Source organism: Marinobacterium mangrovicola, from assembly GCF_004339595.1.
GTDB lineage: Bacteria > Pseudomonadota > Gammaproteobacteria > Pseudomonadales > Balneatricaceae > Marinobacterium_D > Marinobacterium_D mangrovicola.
This window is the reverse complement of the sequence record NZ_SMFU01000014.1, coordinates 111,043-128,147: the sequence shown is the minus strand read 5'-3', so window position 1 is coordinate 128,147 and position 17,105 is coordinate 111,043. Positions and strand designations below refer to the sequence as shown.

At 53.7% G+C, this 17,105-nt stretch carries 20 protein-coding genes; 9 read left to right on the top strand and 11 right to left on the bottom strand.

Annotated features, from left to right (window positions below):
• Positions 1 to 15 precede the first annotated feature (15 nt).
• From purU to CLV83_RS21475, 7 genes are all read left to right on the top strand, one after another.
• Positions 16 to 882, top strand: coding sequence for a formyltetrahydrofolate deformylase (gene purU / locus CLV83_RS21505; protein ID WP_132297771.1), 867 nt, complete (start codon positions 16 to 18; stop codon positions 880 to 882).
• A 602-nt stretch (positions 883 to 1,484) separates the two neighbouring features.
• Positions 1,485 to 2,288, top strand: coding sequence for a hypothetical protein (locus CLV83_RS21500; RefSeq protein WP_132297768.1), 804 nt, complete (start codon positions 1,485 to 1,487; stop codon positions 2,286 to 2,288).
• Between the two features lie 59 nt (positions 2,289 to 2,347).
• A complete protein-coding gene (locus tag CLV83_RS21495; RefSeq protein ID WP_132297764.1) occupies positions 2,348 to 2,812 on the top strand; it encodes an N-acetyltransferase in 465 nt (154 codons plus the stop codon).
• 115 nt (positions 2,813 to 2,927) lie between these two features.
• The gene (locus tag CLV83_RS21490) at positions 2,928 to 3,374 is read left to right on the top strand and encodes a hypothetical protein (protein ID WP_132297761.1); all 447 of its coding nucleotides are present in this window, start codon (positions 2,928 to 2,930) and stop codon (positions 3,372 to 3,374) included.
• Positions 3,375 to 3,476: 102 nt separating this feature from the next.
• Positions 3,477 to 3,932 carry a DUF3592 domain-containing protein gene (locus CLV83_RS21485; protein ID WP_132297758.1) on the top strand — a complete coding sequence of 152 codons (456 nt, stop codon included), beginning with the start codon at positions 3,477 to 3,479 and terminating at the stop codon, positions 3,930 to 3,932.
• A 321-nt stretch (positions 3,933 to 4,253) separates the two neighbouring features.
• Positions 4,254 to 4,580: a carboxymuconolactone decarboxylase family protein gene (locus CLV83_RS21480; protein WP_132297755.1), complete on the top strand. Its 327-nt coding sequence runs from the start codon at positions 4,254 to 4,256 to the stop codon at positions 4,578 to 4,580.
• Between the two features lie 200 nt (positions 4,581 to 4,780).
• Entirely contained in the window at positions 4,781 to 5,431 is a 651-nt protein-coding gene (locus tag CLV83_RS21475; RefSeq protein ID WP_132297752.1) for a tRNA (adenine(22)-N(1))-methyltransferase, read from the top strand.
• 278 nt (positions 5,432 to 5,709) lie between these two features.
• On the opposite strand, the gene CLV83_RS21470 is transcribed toward CLV83_RS21475, so the two are convergent.
• From CLV83_RS21470 to CLV83_RS21430, 9 genes are all read right to left on the bottom strand, one after another.
• A complete protein-coding gene (locus CLV83_RS21470; RefSeq protein WP_132297749.1) occupies positions 5,710 to 6,405 on the bottom strand; it encodes a dienelactone hydrolase family protein in 696 nt (231 codons plus the stop codon).
• A gap of 89 nt (positions 6,406 to 6,494) precedes the next feature.
• Entirely contained in the window at positions 6,495 to 7,325 is an 831-nt protein-coding gene (locus CLV83_RS21465) for an amidohydrolase family protein (RefSeq protein ID WP_132297746.1), read from the bottom strand.
• Positions 7,326 to 7,445: 120 nt separating this feature from the next.
• Complete coding sequence (locus tag CLV83_RS21460; RefSeq protein ID WP_132297743.1) at positions 7,446 to 7,937, bottom strand: GNAT family N-acetyltransferase; 492 nt, start codon at positions 7,935 to 7,937, stop codon at positions 7,446 to 7,448.
• 2 nt (positions 7,938 to 7,939) lie between these two features.
• Positions 7,940 to 8,902 (bottom strand): D-2-hydroxyacid dehydrogenase family protein, encoded by a 963-nt coding sequence (locus CLV83_RS21455; protein ID WP_132297740.1) that lies wholly within the window; start codon positions 8,900 to 8,902, stop codon positions 7,940 to 7,942.
• 41 nt (positions 8,903 to 8,943) lie between these two features.
• Positions 8,944 to 9,231 (bottom strand): hypothetical protein, encoded by a 288-nt coding sequence (locus CLV83_RS21450; RefSeq protein ID WP_132297736.1) that lies wholly within the window; start codon positions 9,229 to 9,231, stop codon positions 8,944 to 8,946.
• Positions 9,232 to 9,317: 86 nt separating this feature from the next.
• Positions 9,318 to 9,797 (bottom strand): hypothetical protein, encoded by a 480-nt coding sequence (locus CLV83_RS21445; RefSeq protein ID WP_132297733.1) that lies wholly within the window; start codon positions 9,795 to 9,797, stop codon positions 9,318 to 9,320.
• Positions 9,798 to 9,806: 9 nt separating this feature from the next.
• Positions 9,807 to 10,193 (bottom strand): DUF6152 family protein, encoded by a 387-nt coding sequence (locus CLV83_RS21440; RefSeq protein WP_207894984.1) that lies wholly within the window; start codon positions 10,191 to 10,193, stop codon positions 9,807 to 9,809.
• A 111-nt stretch (positions 10,194 to 10,304) separates the two neighbouring features.
• Positions 10,305 to 11,048 (bottom strand): EAL domain-containing protein, encoded by a 744-nt coding sequence (locus CLV83_RS21435; protein WP_132297730.1) that lies wholly within the window; start codon positions 11,046 to 11,048, stop codon positions 10,305 to 10,307.
• A 150-nt stretch (positions 11,049 to 11,198) separates the two neighbouring features.
• Positions 11,199 to 11,552 (bottom strand): RidA family protein, encoded by a 354-nt coding sequence (locus CLV83_RS21430; RefSeq protein ID WP_132297727.1) that lies wholly within the window; start codon positions 11,550 to 11,552, stop codon positions 11,199 to 11,201.
• Positions 11,553 to 11,831: 279 nt separating this feature from the next.
• Here CLV83_RS21430 and CLV83_RS21425 point away from each other — a divergent pair, with 279 nt between their 5' ends.
• Positions 11,832 to 13,088, top strand: a complete 1,257-nt coding sequence (locus tag CLV83_RS21425; protein WP_132297724.1) for a D-amino acid dehydrogenase — start codon at positions 11,832 to 11,834, stop codon at positions 13,086 to 13,088.
• A 63-nt stretch (positions 13,089 to 13,151) separates the two neighbouring features.
• Here the strand turns inward: CLV83_RS21425 and CLV83_RS21420 are convergent, their stop codons facing one another.
• On the bottom strand, positions 13,152 to 13,829 hold the full coding sequence (locus CLV83_RS21420) for a MaoC family dehydratase (RefSeq protein WP_132297721.1): 678 nt from the start codon (positions 13,827 to 13,829) through the stop codon (positions 13,152 to 13,154).
• A 225-nt stretch (positions 13,830 to 14,054) separates the two neighbouring features.
• A complete protein-coding gene (fdhA, locus tag CLV83_RS21415; RefSeq protein ID WP_132297718.1) occupies positions 14,055 to 15,248 on the bottom strand; it encodes a formaldehyde dehydrogenase, glutathione-independent in 1,194 nt (397 codons plus the stop codon).
• Between the two features lie 281 nt (positions 15,249 to 15,529).
• On the opposite strand from fdhA, the gene CLV83_RS21410 reads away from it, so the two are divergent.
• Positions 15,530 to 16,927, top strand: coding sequence for an L-serine ammonia-lyase (locus tag CLV83_RS21410; RefSeq protein ID WP_132297715.1), 1,398 nt, complete (start codon positions 15,530 to 15,532; stop codon positions 16,925 to 16,927).
• The last annotated feature ends 178 nt before the right edge of the window (positions 16,928 to 17,105 follow it).

Here is a 17,105-nt window from a genome sequence, read left to right as displayed (position 1 = left end):
TGTTAGGAGAAGGCCATGAGCTCTCTGCCCGATTCCTGGATCTTTACCGCCAATTGCCCGAGCAAGCTTGGCACCGTTGATGTGGTAACCCGCTTTATGGCGGACTCCCAGCATTACGTGAACGAGATCCACTCATTCGACGATCGTGTCAGCGAACGTTTCTTTATCCGTATCGAGTTTCAGCCCGGAAGCGAGGCTTTTACCCAGGAAGCTTTCGATGAACAGTTCGCGGCTCGTGCTGCGGAGTTCGATATGGAGTGGAGCCTGACCGCACCGGGTCACCGTGAGCGGGTGGCAATCCTGGTCTCCAAGTACGACCACTGCCTCAATGACCTGCTGTTCCGCCACCGTACGGGACAGCTGAACATCGAAGTGCCGGTGATCATCTCCAACCACCCGGATCTGCAGCACCTGGCGGAGTGGCACGGTATTCCTTATTACCACCTGCCGATCACCCCGGATACCAAGCCGCAGCAGGAAGCCCAGATTCTTGAGTTGCTTGAGAAGTACGAGATCGACCTGGTAGTGCTGGCGCGCTACATGCAGGTCCTGTCACCGGATATGTGTGAAACCCTGGATGGCTGGGCGATCAATATTCACCACTCACTGCTGCCGGGCTTCAAGGGCGCACGCCCTTACCATCAGGCCTGGGAGAAGGGTGTGAAGATGGTTGGCGCCACCGCCCACTACGTGAACAACGATCTGGATGAAGGTCCGATCATCACTCAGGGCATCCAGAGTGTCGACCACGCCCACTATCCTGAAGACCTGGTTTCCAAGGGGCAGGATATCGAGCGTATCACCCTGTTCAACGCTGTACGTTACCACTGTGACAAGCGCGTATTCCTCAGCGGACGCCGCACCGTGGTATTCAGCAACTGATCTAACAACTGTCGTTTGGTTGTTGTTTTTGACCGGGCCTTGTGCCCGGTTTTTTATTGGGCGTGTAGGGCGATGTGGGGCTGGCTTGCGGGTTATGGCCCCGAGTTTATAGGTTAAAAGGATCATCAAAACGGGGGGTGTTGGCTCGTATCTGACCTTAAGAGTTTTCTGATTTCCCCGGATAGCGGACATTTTTTCGGCATATCAGGCCAACCAGTTCTGCAGATATCGGCCCGCAGCGGTCGTTAGTGTGTGGACAAAACGCTTCATTTTACTGTGATCCCATACAGTATATTTAGCGTGGCCTCGTCTTGTTGCTCGTTTTTAGTACTGAGTGTGCTCATTTGCCACTGGCAACTCATAGAAAACTGGTCCAAGATCAAGACATTAAGGAAAAGCCGTTATGTGATACTGCGCACGGCAACGCAGAAAAATACGCATGATCGTTTTTCACGGAGGAGAAATGGCAGTGATGTCTAAAGTGCTCTACATTTCAAAAGCTTACCAAATTTCACCTTCCTTCCCTCCGCGAAAAAACACGCATGCTCAGTATTAAGCTGTTAGGCTTTCATGTTAGTAACAGGCATTAAGCAAGGAAGTAGATGAATAAAACAACATATCTCGGCGTAACATTAGCCTATAGAAGATTTTCGATGTCTACTTGGAAAACGAAAAGTCTTCTTGATCTTGGTGTGGTTGGAATCAATGAGAAAGTTGATGGAACCTATACCGACCTGCTTGGAAAGCTTGAAGACGTTAAAGGAGTTCCAGGCCCAAAGCCCAAATCGTATGAGCCTCAAGTTGAAGCCAAAAAATCAAAGGATGGAAATATTGAGCTCACAATGGACGCAAGATTTGCAAATTTTATTAAAAAAGCTATCGAAGCTGACAGAAAGCGCCATGATGATCTCAGGTTCTTTTTATATTCAAATATATTTGTCAGTGTATGGGGCGCCTTCGAAACTTATAGTCAAATGCTGTTTGAGGAGATCTTGTCCAGTAAGCCGGAAATGCTCAAGAGTAATGAGGTTATTACACTAAATGATGTGGTTTCGAATAGAAACTCTATTGTAGAGATGTTGGTTGAGAAACAGGTTGAAGCAATCGGTCACTTTAAGATTGATGAGTTGCTTAAATACTATAAAAATAAGGTTAACTATTCTCCAACACCAGTTCAAAATCGTAAAATTAAAGATTACTACTTTGTGAGAAATGTTATTGCTCACAAATCGGGAATAATTAGGGAGTCCCAGCGAGGAAAGTTGCCGTCAGGCATTAAAGTTTCAAGTGATGAAATACAGCTATCAGAGGCGTTTCTCAAAAGAGCGATTAAAGACATCGAGAAAATTGTCAAAGATATAGAACTTGTTATCGAAGATAAATTCTTCAAAAAGCCTAACAAGTAAAGCAAGAAGGACGCGCAAAAAGCGCGCGCCTCTTCTTGAGGCGTTATAAGTATCAAGGTATGAGTGAAATTGAATTTCATAGTTTTAAGCAAGTCAGTCCAGAAGACTTCATGGAAATTCTCAATGAAGACTCCCTGAGAACACATTTAATTGATCATCCATATTTTGATAGCGTAAGCGTTCAAGCGTGGATGGATGAAAAAATCAATGTAGACTCGATACAAGGTTGTCGTATTCGTGCAGTTTATATTGATGGGGATTTAGCGGGTTGGTGTGGAATTCAGCCCGATGATAATAGATTTGAATTGGCTATTGTTATCTCTCAGAAATTCTGGGGATTCGGTATTTCCATTTTTAAATCACTCATGAGGTGGGCAGATGAAATAGGGCACAAAGAAGTCCTATTTCATCTGCTCGATAGTAGGCCTGAGTATAAAGCGTTAAATAAAATGGCGAGCAAGGTTCATAAAACCGAGCTTTTAGGGCGGTGTTTCACAACCTACTATATTCCGATTGGTAAATAGTGTATTAAAAAACTACTAACAAGCTAACCAACGGCCGCCAGCAAGCTGGCTCGGACTGCCAAAAAGCTACGCTTTTCGTCGGCCCGTTATTGGGGAGTTAACTCGTAGAGCCAGTATGAATCTGATCTTGGAACGGAGCGACCAAGTACGTTTTTTCACAAATATGCGTGAGGTCATAGCGGCGTTGGGTATTAGCTGCTCTGATTACGATTGGTATGTGAGCGATATCGAAACGAATGGCTTTCAGTTTGCCGAGGGCTGGTATTACGGTGGTGAACTCGAGTCCCAGATCGCAAGCGACGATATTCAGTTCATCTGGGCCGTATTCAGCGCCTTTCCTAAAGGAATGCGGGTGGACGTGAGAGATGAACCATTTGTTGATGGCAACCCGCGCTACTGGGATGGCTCGGAGCCGGGGCCTCAATTAGAGGGAGCTATCTTTGAAATTGCATGCTGGGACAGCAGCGCAACCATTCTTGTTGGATTGGACACAGAGATGGCTGGAAGTTATCGATCAACTTTTTCCGATGCAGTGGATCTGAAATTCGCTGCCCGGAAATGAGTTAACAAGGCAATAAAATTCATTACGGCCTCCACTGGACGCCACTTACGTGGCGCCCCTGTGCTCCGCATTAACTATCAAGGAACTATCAAGGAAATATTGATGGAAGATTATCTACCACATATTTTAATTGCTATTGGAGTAGCGGTTATTGCTTCTCTTTCTTATATTTCTATAAGGGCCGTAAAAAGCAATAGTTGGAAGAAAACACCCGGATTTCTACTAAATAAGGGTACTCGTTTGCATATCTCAAGGGATATTCAGGCAAAGGTAGTTGATTGGCAAAGTGTTCATATTGATGTTGAGTATGAATATGAAGTTGATGGAGTAAAGTATATCTCGAAAAGAGCTACTTTCTCCGACATGGTTAACAAGCCTATCTCTTCCCTGAATAAAATATTAAAAGAATATCTCGCAACGGAGAATGTTGTGGTTTACTACAACCCAAAGGATCATAGCGATAGCGTATTGTTTCCTGGGGCTAGAATATGGAATTTTGCTCCGATGATCACAGGGGGTATATTCATAGCGGCGGGAATATTTCTTCTAAACCAATAAATAGTTAACAAAATCTATCACAGTCGTGCAATGCAAATAGCACACTGCACTGGAGGGCCTACACTAGGTTTCGACCGCCTGTGTTGGCGGCGTTCGAATTCCGCAGTGTGCCGGTTCGAGACGTCTACTGTGCCGGGGCCGCCTTCCTTTCCGGTTAGGAAACAACCCTTACCAAGTAGTCTTTCGCCCAGCGGCGGTTAGTCATATCAAGCCAAGCATAATTTGCGTCCTCTAACAGACAGGGTGTACAACCAGAGGAAAAGGGGCTGTGCCAATTTTTTCGTCCCTTTTTTCACGGGCATCAGCCCAGGAGGTCCCGCCATGGCAGACAAACAGCTTCCAAAGAACTACGTGCAGTTTCGCAGCCGCTACAAGCGTCTCGCCGGCGCCGTTGACGAACTCGGTAAGGCGGCGCGGGACGAAGGTCCGCTGGACGAGAAAAGTGCTCAGCTGATCCAGCTCGCCGCCGCCGTCAGTATCCGCTCCGAGGGTGCTGTGCACAGCCACGCCCGCCGCGCCCTCGATGCCGGTGCCAGCCCCGACGAGATTCGCCATGCCGTGCTGCTGCTTGTCAGCACCATCGGTTTCCCAGCGGTGATGGCGGCCCTTAGCTGGGTCAACGACGTGTTGGAAAAGGGTGACGCGTGACAGGTTAGGTGCAACGGCCGGGAGGGCTTCCCCGAGCGGAGCCCTCCATGGATAGAGGATAAAAAGGGTGGGAGTGCAGGAAACAGCGGATGGTACCCTTGCTAACACGAATCACTCTTGAACATCTTGTTAGTTTCGTTTGCCTGGATAAACGAAAAAGACACTGCCATACGTTTTCTGAAATACAAAGTAGGTAACGCTTGAAACTTAGCAACCGTTTAAAATTGGTCGAGCAAATGGTCGAGGCCCACTATGCACACATTTGGGACTGTTGCTGCGATCATGGTTTTCTAGGGGCTTCCTTATTATCCAAGAAAACTAAAGCTACTGTTCATTTTGTTGATATTGTGCCGGGTTTAATCGATGAACTAGAAACCAAGTTGAAACGATTCTTTTCTGGTTCAGCATGGGAAACTCACTGCTTAGATGTATCCCTGCTCCCGCTGCAACGTTATGATGACAATCATTTAGTTATAATTGCAGGAGTTGGTGGAGATTTAACCGCTAAATTTGTTGAGTCGATCTGCGAAAGAAACCCAAAATTAAACATCGATTTTTTACTATGTCCGGTTCATCACCACTTTTCTTTGCGAAAAAAACTAATAGCGCTTAATTTGGGCTTAAAAGATGAAGCATTAATAAAAGAGAATCAGCGGTTCTATGAGGTTATTTTGGTTTCATCTGATAACATAAATTATAAAAGCATCACCACAGTTGGAAATAAAATTTGGTATTCTGAATCGGCTCAAGAGTACTTAAATAAAACTTTGAATCACTATCAAAGAATACAGCAAGGACAAAAAACTGATGTCCAGCATATCATTGATGCCTACAGCAAAGTGAAATTGTGAAACTGGGGTCAGAGTAACATTTCTGCCAGGTCGCTAGGGGTTGCTTCGTGCCGATAGCGGCTGTCGAGGAAGATCACTGCCAATGTCCGCTGACTGGATGAGGCGATACAGACCTAAGGTCGGAAATGCGCTAAGTAGATGGCCAGGATGGAGAATCTGCAGGCCGCAAGTACCTCAAACTGATGAGGGCGATATAGCGTTGCGATGACTGCTATGTGGTGTGTTAACACAACCGCCCCGGGAAGGAAGAGGAAGCTCTTTCCCGGGGCGTGTTGTTTTTACAGCTGCTCTGCCAGGAACTCCAGCGTACGGCCGTGGGCCAGTACAGCCGATTTCTGGTCGTACATCGGACGGCCCCAGCAGTTGAAGCCGTGATCCACACCCGGGTAGTCGAAGAAGCGGGCGTTATCGGAGCCTGCGAAAGCGGCTTTGATATCGGCAACCGCGTCGGCGGAGATCATTTTGTCGTTTTCGGCGTGATGGAACAGGATCGGCTGAGTGATCTTCTCTGCCAGATCCAGTGCGCCGTGGATACCGCCGCCGTAGTAGGCGATAGCGGCGTCTACGCTACCGGCAGCAGCGGCGCGATAGGCCAGCTGGCCGCCCAGGCAGAAACCTATAGCGGCAACGCCGCCTTTGACTTCCGGCAGGGTTTTAAGGAATTCGGCGGCGGCAGCCACATCGGCTCCGGCGCGGGCGTCGTCTACGCTCTGGCGCAGCTCGAACGCCTTGGCGGTGCCGGCTTCGTCATAGTCCAGGTCGACCTTCGCTTCCTGGCGCCAGAAAACATCGGGTGCGAGCACCACAAAGCCATCCTTGGCGTACTGGTCGGCCACGGCGCGGATATGGCTGTTGACGCCCCAGATCTCCTGCACCAGTACAATGCCGGGGCCTGTGCCTGTGGGTGGCAGTGCCAGGTAGCCGGAAAAGCCCTGCTTATCGACGTTTGGGATATCGATCCATTTTGCGTTCATAGTTAATGCCTTACTCGTTACTGCCTTGGTTTGTTTGCTGTTTTATTTAATTCGGTTTTTAGATCAAGCCTGCGGTTTGCCGCTCGCTGTCAGTCAAACCCGATCAGTTCTGCCGCATTGCGCCAGAAAAATTTCTCTCTCTGTGTGGGGCTTGGGAGCTGGGCTTCGGCCAGTGCCAAGAGGCTGCCCAGATCCATGCGGTGACGGGCACGCAGGAAGGGCCAGTCAGAGCCCCAGATAAGGCGATCTTCACCGTAGGTCTGCAGAATCGCCGTCACAGCTTCGTGGGTATCGGTCCAGGGTAGCGCCGTATCAGAGAACTTATCGAATCCGGAAACCTTGATCCAGGCGCGCCCGGTGTCGGCCAGGGATAGCACCGAGCGGAACCCAGGGCTATCGATTCCGGCGGAAAGGTCCGGTCGGCCGCAGTGATCGATCAGCAGGCGGGCGCCGCTATCGATGAACATCGGTGCCAGCGGGATCAGTTGCTCACCCTCAACCTGCAGTTGGGCGATCATATCCAGTTGCGCAATACGCTCGAGCAGTGCGGCTGAGCGGGCAAAATGATCAACACCGTAGAAGGCGACATTGAAGGTGATGCCGACCACACCCTGTTCCTTAAGTGCCTGCAGCTGATCAAGCGAGCAGCCCTGGGAGACAACGGCCATCCCCTTGCAGCGTCCACTGGAACGCTTTATCGCATCGAGCAGGGCGCGGTTGTCGTCTTCGCCGTAGCCCGAATTGGGGCCCACGATCAGAGCGTTGGAGATGCCATAGGCGTCCATCATCCGGGTGAACAGGTCGAAGCTTGCCTTCTCGTGACCATCCGGCTGGTAGGAGCCGCCTGGCTGGTAGGGAAAGGCTTCGGGGTCGAAGATATGGTTGTGGCAATCGATCTTGCGCTCACTGAATACGGACATGCGGTTTTCCTGATACTTGGACCCGGTTAGCCTACCGCCGCAGGCCCGGCCCAACCAATTCAAATCCCTGGTCAGCTATTGGGTTTGGATAAGGCCTCATACTTAGACAGGCGCCCCGGTTTAATTCTGGGCGCTCAGATCCAGCGTCATTTCATGCCAGCTCAGACCGCCATGGTCTGATGCAGAGGGGCCTGAGTAGGCAAAGCCGTGGCCGGCGTAAAAGTCGATCAGCTCGGTCTGGCACATCAGGTGAATCGCCTGTTTCTCCATCCCGGCCATTTTCTCGATAAAGGCGTTTAGCAGCTTGCTGGCGTATCCACGCCGTTGGTACTCGGGGTGCACAACGACCGACATGATGACGATCTGCTTGCCGGCAGGATCATGTCCGATGAGCTCTTTGAACGCTTCATCGGACATCTGCACCTGGTCGGTGGCGCCGCCGTTGACGAAGCCGACCACCGCGCCGTCGAGCTCCAGCACGATGAAGCCTTCGGGGTAGGTGCGGATACGCTTTTCGATCTTCTCGCGGCTGGCGGCTTCATCCCCGGCGTAGGCGGAGGTTTCAATCTCGTAACAGCGGTCCAGGTCGTTGAGGGTAACTTCGCGGATCATGATCAGGTATTTCCGTTGTAGTGGCGCTGCTCTATCCAGCCGAGCAGGTTTTCAAAGGCGAGACGGAAGTAGAGCTCATAGCTGTTTTTCTCCACATAACCGATATGCGGTGTACAGAGAGCGTTTGGCAGGGCGAGCAGAGGGTCGGTTGACGGCGTCGCGGGCTCGCTGTCGAACACATCCAGTGCGGCCCGTTTGGACGGATGTTGCTGCAGTTCGGCCAGCAGGGCACCGGGTTCTACAAGCTCGGCCCGACTGATGTTCACAAACAGGGAATCCGCTTTCATCTGCGCCAGGTCTGCCGGGGTGACGATGCCGCGGGTGGCGTCGTTCAGGCGCAGGTGCAGGCTGAGCACATCGCTGCTGCGGAAAAATTCCGCTTTGCTGTCGGCCGCCGTATAGCCATCCTCTTCAGCTTTCTGGCGGGAGGTTTCGCTACCCCAGACGCAGATCTTCATGCCGAAGGCATCAGCGTAGCGGGCGATGCGCTGGCCGATCTTGCCGTAGCCCCAGATACCGAGCTGAAGACCTTCGAGGGTGCGTCCCAGCCCCAGTGGGCCACTCTGCTGCCAGTTGTCTGCATCGAGGTTGGCGACGTAAGCGGGCAAATGTCGTGATGCGGCAAGGATCAGAGACCAGCAGAGTTCGGAAGGCGCTACCGGTGAACCGCGGCCCTCGAGTATTTCGATACCGTATTTTTCGCAGAGGGCCGGGTCGATATGGTTACTGATCTTGCCGGTCTGGCTGATCACTTTCAGGTCGGGTAGACGTTTGAGCAGCTCATCGCTGATCTGTGTGCGCTCGCGGATCAGTACCAGCGCCTCGACGCCCTTTAGCCTGGACGCCAGTTCGGCCGGGTCCGTATAGGTCTCGTTAAGTACGCTGACGTCCTGGTCGGTCAGCAGGTTGAAGCAGTCAAGCTGGCGCACTGCACCTTGATAATCATCCAATATGGCGATCTTCACCCTGGTTCTCCTTGTTTTCTACAGCTGATGGCCCGAGGGCCTCAGGGGGCCAATGCGTTGCGTTGTAGCACGCGATAAACCTTGCGCAGTGTACGGCCCAGTTTTTCCAGATCGCCCAGGCGAGGGATTTCGCCAGTGTCGATACGGGCTTGCCACTCTTCCAGTTCTCCATCGACAAAATCCAGCAGCTTTTTCGAGCAGCCGTTACAGATGCCGTCACATAGTTGGGCTTCGGGCAGCGTAAACGGCAGACTTTGGCGCGCCTGTGCGATTAACGCCTGCATCGCAGTGCGGGTGTCGGGTTTGTTCGCCTTCGGGTTTCGGGTCATGGCCTGATACTAACCCATAGCGGCTTCAGAGTCGGCGGATGGCAGGGCAACAGTCAATCCTGGCTATTCGTTGAATAGATACCCGATCAAAAATAGCCGATCAGACGTCCGGCTAACAGCGTGCCGAGCCAAAGCAGTATCGACAGCGTGGCGCAGATGCGGGCCGTTGCCGGCGGTATCTCGTGGGATAGCCAGAAGCTGGAGCCGCGCCGTGGCAGGGCGGTGCGGATCACAAGGATATTGAGCAGGGCGCTGAGCAGCAGGATCATCTTGATCCAGAACAGCGGCGAGGCGGCGTACTCGCTGGCGCGGGCAGTAAACAGGGCGAATCCGCTAAGTGCCGCGAGGCCCAGGCCGGACGCCGCCATGGGAATCAGGATCTGCCAGAGCTGCAGCAGGGGGATATTGCGCCAGAGTCCGATCAAACGCAGGTCCAGCGGGATGATGGCGCCGACCAATAGTGAAACGCCAAGGATATGGCCGGCGTTGATCAGGGGGTAGGTCCAGGTCGACAGTCGCAGCTGTTCTGCCAGGCCGGACGATTCGAGCAGTGTCAGTATCTCCATGGTGTGCTATCAGCTCGGCCGGTTGGGGTAGAGGTTGTAATCTTTGCCTGAAATAACAACCCGTTCCGCTTTGACCAGTCGTTCACCTTCCTGGTTCGAGCGGTGGCCGTGAACGGTGATTTCGGTGCCTGCGGCTAGCATGTCGGCTGTTAAGCCCACGCGCTCATTGCGCCAGGGCTGTCCCACCTCGATCACCCAGGCTTCGCCGTTCACGTCCAAGGTCAGTTCGCCGTGGGGATTACCCAGGCGCAGCTCGGTGACCACGCCGGTAATTTCAAACTCTTCGCTGCTGGCCCAGCCCCAGCCGTGATGGCTGAAGCCCAGTTGCGCGTACAGAAGGCCGGTGGCCAGGGTGAGCAGGGCGGTCCAGTGTTTGAAGTTGTGCAGAACCATCATCTTGAGTCTCCCGGTATCGGGTTCGTCGGTGGCGCCCGGGCAGGGGCTCCGGGCGTCGGTCTGCTATAGACTGCGGTGGGCGGGAATTGTTTCTTTAAAGCCGTAAGGGGATCAGGGCATTACCTGAACGAAGCGCTCGCGGAACAGGAAGCCCTGCACAAAATCGACATCGAGTATCCGGGCGAAGGCAAGATCCTCTCGGGTTTCGACACCCTCAAGAATCACCTTTTTGCCGGTTTGATGGGCGAACTCGATCAGCTTGCGCACGAACAGCATCATGCGCTCGTCGTGGCGCACCTTGAGCACATACTTGTCGAGCTTGATCCATTCCACCAGCTGCATCACCGGCACAGACATCAGCGACTGCGGATTGCACAGGTCATCCAGCGCCGTCGGTACATCCATGGCGGCAAAGGCTGCGATCATCGAAAGGCTTTGCAGCGCGTCATTGATTTCAGAATTCTCGATCAGCTCGACAACAACACGGTCGTGGCCGTATTGGCGAATGGCATCGATAAAGGGGTTGTTCAGCGTATCGCGCTGACAGGCGTAAAACGCATCCTGGTCCAGGTTGACGAACAGCAGTACGTTGCGGTCCGCATGTTCGAGCTGTAGTTGTTTCTGCGCGAACTCAACCTGGAACAGGGTCATCGGACTTTCGTGGAGGGCCGCGTAGACAAGATCAGGGCGTACGCTCTCGCCTTTGGCATCGTAGAAGCGTGATAACGCCTCGAAGCCGAAATTCTCGCCACTATCCAGTGAAATGATCGGTTGGTACTCAACCCCGAAGCGTCCCGCTTCGACAACCTCAAACAGCGTCTTTGCAGACAGTCCCTGCTGTACTTGTGCGTTCACTCCATGCTCCGTTGGCGCCTTTAAAGTGCAACATTCTAGAGCGAAAGGCGTTTATACAAAAGCTTTCAGGCCAGAGAGGATGGGTGTTGTGGAGTTGTTCAGCGTTTGAACAGAGCGGGGGCTCCGCGATGGAGCCCGCCTCTGATGGGCTCAGTCAGCGACGGCGGCCGTCACTGTCATTTCCACCAGAATTTCAGGACGCGCCATGCGCGCTTCAACACAGGCGCGGGCGGGTTTGGGCAGATCCGCAACCCAGGCATCCCAGACCGCGTTCATGGCGGCGAAGTCTTTCATATCGCGGATATAGATGGTGACAGACAGTATGGAAGCACTATTGCTGCCCGCTTCTTCCAGCAGTGCTTCGATTTTGCCCAGGCACTGGCGGGTCTGCTCGGCGATATCCCACTCCGCCTGGCCAGCCGTCTGGCCGCAGAGATAGACAGTGCCGTTGTGTTGGACGATGCGGCTCATACGGTCGGTGGAGTGGATGCGTTCTATAGCCATAGGTTTGTCCTTTTCAGATCTATCGGGTCTGTTGGATGCTGATGAGCGCTTGCCATCAGCGCGCGTTTATACGCGATAGCGCAGCAATCTTTTGCATTTTTTATCGCGAAGAGAACAGATCTTACGTCAAATTTTGAATTTTTTATCACTGTTAAAATATATTTATGTAACGAATAATCCTGTATATATTTAAAAATACAAAATAAAAAACCTGTAAAAATAAATTTAAGCAGGTGATTATGTTTTTACAAAATAACTAATCTGTTTTTGAGGTGGGTCATGGCGGTTCTGGTAATGGGAGCGGGCGTTGTTGGCGTAACCAGCGCATGGTATCTGGCTAAGGCGGGTCACGAGGTCACCGTGATTGACCGTCAGGTTGATGTGGCGTTGGAGACCAGCTACGCCAATGCCGGACAGATATCGCCGGGGTATTCCACTCCCTGGGCTGCACCGGGCGTGCCGTTGAAAGCGGTTAAATGGATGATGCAGGATCTGGCGCCGTTGATGATCAGCGGTAAGGAGCTGGACCTGCAAACCCTCGGCTGGATGGGGAAAATGCTCTCCAATTGCAATGAGGCTGCCTACCGCGTCAACAAGGCGCGGATGCTGCGCGTGGCCGAGTACAGCCGTGATTGCCTCAAGGCGCTGCGTAGCGAGATCGGTATCGAGTATGACAACCGTGCCCGAGGACTGACCCAGCTGTTCCGCAGCGACAAGCAGATTGAAGCGGTACAGCAGGATATGGCAGTGCTGGAAGAGTGCGGCGTGCCGTTCGAGGCGCTGAATGTCGAGCAGATTGTCGAGTACGAACCGGCACTGGGCTATGTGAAAGACAAGCTGGTGGGTGGCCTGCGTCTGCCCGGCGATGAAACCGGCGACTGCTTCCTGTTCACCAATCGCCTGGCCAATGAGTGCAAAAAGCTCGGCGTTAAGTTTGTGATGAAGACCGATATCCTTGGGCTCAATACCGAGGCGGGGCGTATCACCAGCGTGTCTACCTCGCGCGGCAAGATGACGGCGGATCACTATCTGTTGGCGTTGGGCAGCTATTCACGGCAGATGCTGGCCGGTATCGGTATCCAGGCGCCGGTTTATCCGATCAAGGGATATTCGCTGACACTGCCGATCACCGATGCGGAGCATGCGCCGGTATCCACGGTAATGGATGAGACCTACAAGGTGGCGGTGACCCGTCTTGGCGATCGTATCCGGGTGGGCGGAACTGCCGAGATCGCCTCCTACAACAAGGAGCTGACCGAGAAACGGCGTCGCAATATCGAGTTTGTGGTCAGTGACCTGTTCCCGGGGGCGGGGGATCTGGAGCACGCTGAGTTCTGGACCGGTCTTCGCCCCATGACGCCGGATGGTACGCCGATTCTGGGGGAAACAGCGCTCTCCAACCTGTTTCTGAATACCGGTCACGGTACGCTGGGGTGGACCATGTCGCTGGGCTCGGCCAAGTTTGTGGCCGATGTGATCAGTCAGCGGCAGACCGATATCGATCCCGAGGGGTTATCGATCCGCCGTTATGCCTAGGTTTTGATCGGCATTAGAAGTAGAGGGGCTGCTCGGTAATAGGCTCGGTAATAGAAGGGCGGCTCAGAAGTAGAGCCGCAGCACAGCATCGGCAACGCAGACGATGCGTTTGGAGCCCTCTACCTCTACCTGAATGCGGTTGACCATATCCAGGCTGCGCTTGCCCGGTTTCATCGATTTGAGCGTGGTACGGGCGCGGATACGGCTGCCGCATTTTACCGGGTGCGGAAAACGCACCTGGTCCAGTCCCAGGTTAACCACCATGCGTGCTTCCGGATAAGGCGGCTTGTCCGGATCTACCGTGTCCGTCAGGTAGGGCAGCAGCGACAGCACCAGGAAACCGTGGGCAATGGTGTCGCCGAAGGGGGATTCTTCGCGGGCACGCTCCGGCTCGGTGTGGATCCACTGCTGGTCGCCGGTTACGTCGGCAAAGCTGTTTATGCGTGTCTGATCCACGGTCATCCAGTCACCGAGAAACACCTCTTTATCGAGCTTGTCTTGCCAGTTGCGGTAGAAGCTTATCACCTTGGGGTTCATCAGCCCCTGGAACGCCTGTTCTTCCTCCTGCTCGGAGAACAGCTTGATTCGTGAAACCCAGGAGTTGTTCAGGGTGTTGTTGAGCGAGTGGCTGATGAAGTAAGTGAGTTGTCGCAAATGTCCGCTGGAAGATTTCAGATCCAGTGCGGTGATCCGTGTCTTTAACGACCTTTCTTTTTCTTTGAGAAATTCAATGACATCCATCGTCAGGGCCTGCTACTGGTAGTGCTGAGTGAGCGATCATATCACTGGGTGGCCCGGTTTGGGGCCTGAGGACGGGCGGTGTCCACCCTGCAACCGGAAAATCTGCCTGCAACCGAGAGTTGCAACCGGTAAAAATCTTGTCATTTAAGCGGGGGAAAGAGGAGGTTAGCGCGTTTCGGTGGAAAAGCGAACAGCACCGCCGGGCGGCGGCGCTGTTGTCTGTTATCAGGCCGCAGTTCCGTGCGGGTCGATAACGAATTTCTTCGCGGCGCCGCCGTCGAAGTCGGCGTAGCCGTTAGGTGCCTCATCCAGATTGATCATCTTGACGTTCACCGCGTCTGCGATCTTGATCTTATCGAACAGGATCGCCTGCATCAGCGGACGGTGGTACTTCATGACCGGGCACTGACCGGTGTGGAAGGAGTGGGACTTGGCCCAACCCAGACCGAAGCGCATGCTCAGCGCGCCGTGCTTGGCGGCTTCGTCAACGGCACCCGGATCTTCGGTGACGTACAGACCCGGAATACCGATCTGGCCGCCGGCACGGGTGTGCTGCATAGCGGAGTTCAGAACGGTGGCCGGTGCTTCCTTACCGTGGTTGCAACCACAGGCATGGGCTTCGAAGCCTACGCAGTCAACGAAGGCATCAACTTCACGCTCGCCGAGGATCGCTTCCAGCTTGTCAGCCATATCGCCATCTTCGGTCAGGTCGATGGTTTCGCAGCCGAAGCTTTCAGCCTGCTTCAGGCGATCCACGTTCATGTCACCTACAATGACACAGGCAGCACCCAGCAGATGGGCAGAAGCTGCAGCCGCCAGGCCTACGGGGCCGGCGCCGGCGATGTAAACGGTGGAGCCCGGGCCTACGCCCGCGGTGACACAGCCGTGGAAGCCGGTCGGCAGGATATCGGACAGCATGGTCAGATCCTTGATCTTCTCCAGTGCCTGATCCTTGTCCGGGAATTTCAGCAGGTTGAAGTCAGCGTAAGGCACCATGACGTATTCCGCCTGGCCGCCGACCCAGCCGCCCATATCAACGTAGCCGTATGCGGCACCCGGGCGCGCCGGGTTTACGTTCAGGCAGATGCCGGTGTTGCCTTCTTTACAGTTGCGGCAGCGGCCGCAAGCGATGTTGAACGGTACAGATACGATGTCGCCGACGCTGAGGAACTCCACGTCGCGACCGCATTCGATGATCTGACCGGTGATTTCGTGGCCAAGAACCAGGCCAGAGGGGGCAGTAGTACGACCGCGAACCATGTGCTGGTCAGAGCCGCAGATATTGGTGGTAACGACTTTCAGGATGACACCGTGGTCGCACTTGCGTTTGCCGAGGGACAGCTCAGGAAAGGCGATGGACTCGACGGCGACCTTGCCTGGTTCCTTGTACACGACGCCCCGGTTGCTTGCATTACTCATGTAGAGGTCTCCATTTGCATTATTGTTGTTGTGTAGTTGTAGGGTAATTCCGTTCCACAGGATTGGAATAGTTGCACCCTACGCCCCGGGGTATAGCACAACATGTTCAATTGAGACACCCATATGTCTGATAGAGACATGCCGGTCGATACGACACCTGAAGGCGTCGTTATGTGACATGCCGCGGTTTCAGGTCGCTCAGATAATGGCGCTTCGAATAATTATTCAGCCATAACAATCCAGCAATACCCAGCAGCAGGCCTGGCGCCTCGGAGTGAGTCATGAGTATCAGTGTATTTGATCTTTTCAAGATCGGGGTCGGCCCCTCCAGTTCCCACACCGTAGGTCCTATGCGTGCGGCGCTTACCTTTGTCGAACAGCTTGAAGAAGCGGGCGTGCGTGATGACGTTAAGCGCGTTCAGGTCGAGCTGTTCGGTTCACTCAGCGCGACAGGTGTGGGCCACGGTACCGATAAGGCCACGCTGGTGGGGCTGATGGGATACTCGCCCGATACCATCGATCCTCGCGTGATTGAACCGGCGGTAAAGGCTGTCTGGGAAACCGGCTTTATGACCCTGGCCGGCGGCGCAGGCATCGAGTTCGAATGGAACCGCGACATGCTGTTCATCGATGAGGTGCTGCCGTACCACCCCAACGCCATGCGTCTGACGGCCTACGGTACTGAGGGTGTGTTGTTTGAAAACACCTACTACTCCATCGGTGGCGGTTTCGTTCTGGATGAAAACGAAGCGACCGCATCGGCACACCTGGTACCCCAGGTGGCTGTGCCTTACGACTTTAATAGCGCTGAAGAGCTGCTCAACCTCTGCCGTAGCAATGATCTGCGTATCAGTGAGCTGATGCTGGAGAACGAAAAGGTGTGGCGTGATGAGCCGGCGATCCGTGCCGGTATCGACAGCATTTGGAAGGTGATGCAGGAATGTATCTCCAACGGCCTGGAAAACGAGGGCATTCTGCCGGGCGGTCTCAAGGTGCGTCGTCGTGCACCGTCTCTGTACCGCTCATTGAAAGAGGCGACCGCCGGTAACGTCATCAGCTCTACACTGAGCGCCATGGACTGGGTCAACCTCTATGCGCTGGCGGTGAATGAAGAGAATGCGGCCGGTGGTCGTATGGTAACCGCGCCCACAAATGGTGCAGCGGGTATCGTTCCGGCGGTGCTGATGTACTACATGCACTTCAAAGAGCAGTCTTCCGATGAGGATGTGGTGAACTTCTGTCTGGCAGCGGCGGCAATTGGCGCGCTGTGCAAGAAGAACGCATCTATCTCTGGTGCCGAAGTGGGCTGCCAGGGTGAGGTGGGTTCCGCCTGCGCCATGGCGGCAGCGGGTTTGACCGAAGTGCTTGGCGGTACTCCCGCCCAGGTTGAAAACGCCGCAGAGATTGCTCTGGAGCACAATCTGGGTCTGACCTGTGACCCGGTTGCCGGTTTGGTTCAGGTGCCTTGCATCGAGCGTAATGCGATCGCGGCAATGAAAGCGATCAACGCGGCTCAGATGGCGCTGCGTGGTGACGGTGAGCACTTCGTATCTCTGGATAAGGTGATCCGCACCATGCGCGATACCGGTCGCGATATGCAGGACAAATACAAGGAAACTTCCCGCGGTGGTCTGGCTATCAATGCTATCGAGGTAGGGGTCAACGCAGTCGAGTGTTGATTTGAAAAAAGTTTTCGGGATTAGCTGATTTAATGGTCAAAATTGGCTGTCCCGAAACAGAGCATCCCTGTCATAAAAAGGTGCAAAAAACGTCATATTTACGGTCGCGTTTTGTATAAATTCAGCTATAGTGCGCAAGTCTCTAGAGCCGATGGCACGTGGGTTTGCGGGGAATTAG

What these genes read in the sequence shown, in the direction of transcription:
- CLV83_RS21420 (WP_132297721.1), bottom strand. Translation starts at nt 13,829, where the DNA reads ATGGATGTCATTGAATTTCTCAAAGAAAAAGAAAGGTCGTTAAAGACA.
- CLV83_RS21410 (WP_132297715.1), top strand. Translation starts at nt 15,530, where the DNA reads ATGAGTATCAGTGTATTTGATCTTTTCAAGATCGGGGTCGGCCCCTCC.
- CLV83_RS21495 (WP_132297764.1), top strand. Translation starts at nt 2,348, where the DNA reads ATGAGTGAAATTGAATTTCATAGTTTTAAGCAAGTCAGTCCAGAAGAC.
- CLV83_RS21500 (WP_132297768.1), top strand. Translation starts at nt 1,485, where the DNA reads ATGAATAAAACAACATATCTCGGCGTAACATTAGCCTATAGAAGATTT.
- CLV83_RS21465 (WP_132297746.1), bottom strand. Translation starts at nt 7,325, where the DNA reads ATGTCCGTATTCAGTGAGCGCAAGATCGATTGCCACAACCATATCTTC.
- CLV83_RS21485 (WP_132297758.1), top strand. Translation starts at nt 3,477, where the DNA reads ATGGAAGATTATCTACCACATATTTTAATTGCTATTGGAGTAGCGGTT.
- CLV83_RS21460 (WP_132297743.1), bottom strand. Translation starts at nt 7,937, where the DNA reads ATGATCCGCGAAGTTACCCTCAACGACCTGGACCGCTGTTACGAGATT.
- CLV83_RS21480 (WP_132297755.1), top strand. Translation starts at nt 4,254, where the DNA reads ATGGCAGACAAACAGCTTCCAAAGAACTACGTGCAGTTTCGCAGCCGC.
- CLV83_RS21440 (WP_207894984.1), bottom strand. Translation starts at nt 10,193, where the DNA reads ATGATGGTTCTGCACAACTTCAAACACTGGACCGCCCTGCTCACCCTG.
- CLV83_RS21450 (WP_132297736.1), bottom strand. Translation starts at nt 9,231, where the DNA reads ATGACCCGAAACCCGAAGGCGAACAAACCCGACACCCGCACTGCGATG.
- CLV83_RS21430 (WP_132297727.1), bottom strand. Translation starts at nt 11,552, where the DNA reads ATGGCTATAGAACGCATCCACTCCACCGACCGTATGAGCCGCATCGTC.
- CLV83_RS21445 (WP_132297733.1), bottom strand. Translation starts at nt 9,797, where the DNA reads ATGGAGATACTGACACTGCTCGAATCGTCCGGCCTGGCAGAACAGCTG.
- CLV83_RS21490 (WP_132297761.1), top strand. Translation starts at nt 2,928, where the DNA reads ATGAATCTGATCTTGGAACGGAGCGACCAAGTACGTTTTTTCACAAAT.
- fdhA (WP_132297718.1), bottom strand. Translation starts at nt 15,248, where the DNA reads ATGAGTAATGCAAGCAACCGGGGCGTCGTGTACAAGGAACCAGGCAAG.
- CLV83_RS21470 (WP_132297749.1), bottom strand. Translation starts at nt 6,405, where the DNA reads ATGAACGCAAAATGGATCGATATCCCAAACGTCGATAAGCAGGGCTTT.
- CLV83_RS21425 (WP_132297724.1), top strand. Translation starts at nt 11,832, where the DNA reads ATGGCGGTTCTGGTAATGGGAGCGGGCGTTGTTGGCGTAACCAGCGCA.
- purU (WP_132297771.1), top strand. Translation starts at nt 16, where the DNA reads ATGAGCTCTCTGCCCGATTCCTGGATCTTTACCGCCAATTGCCCGAGC.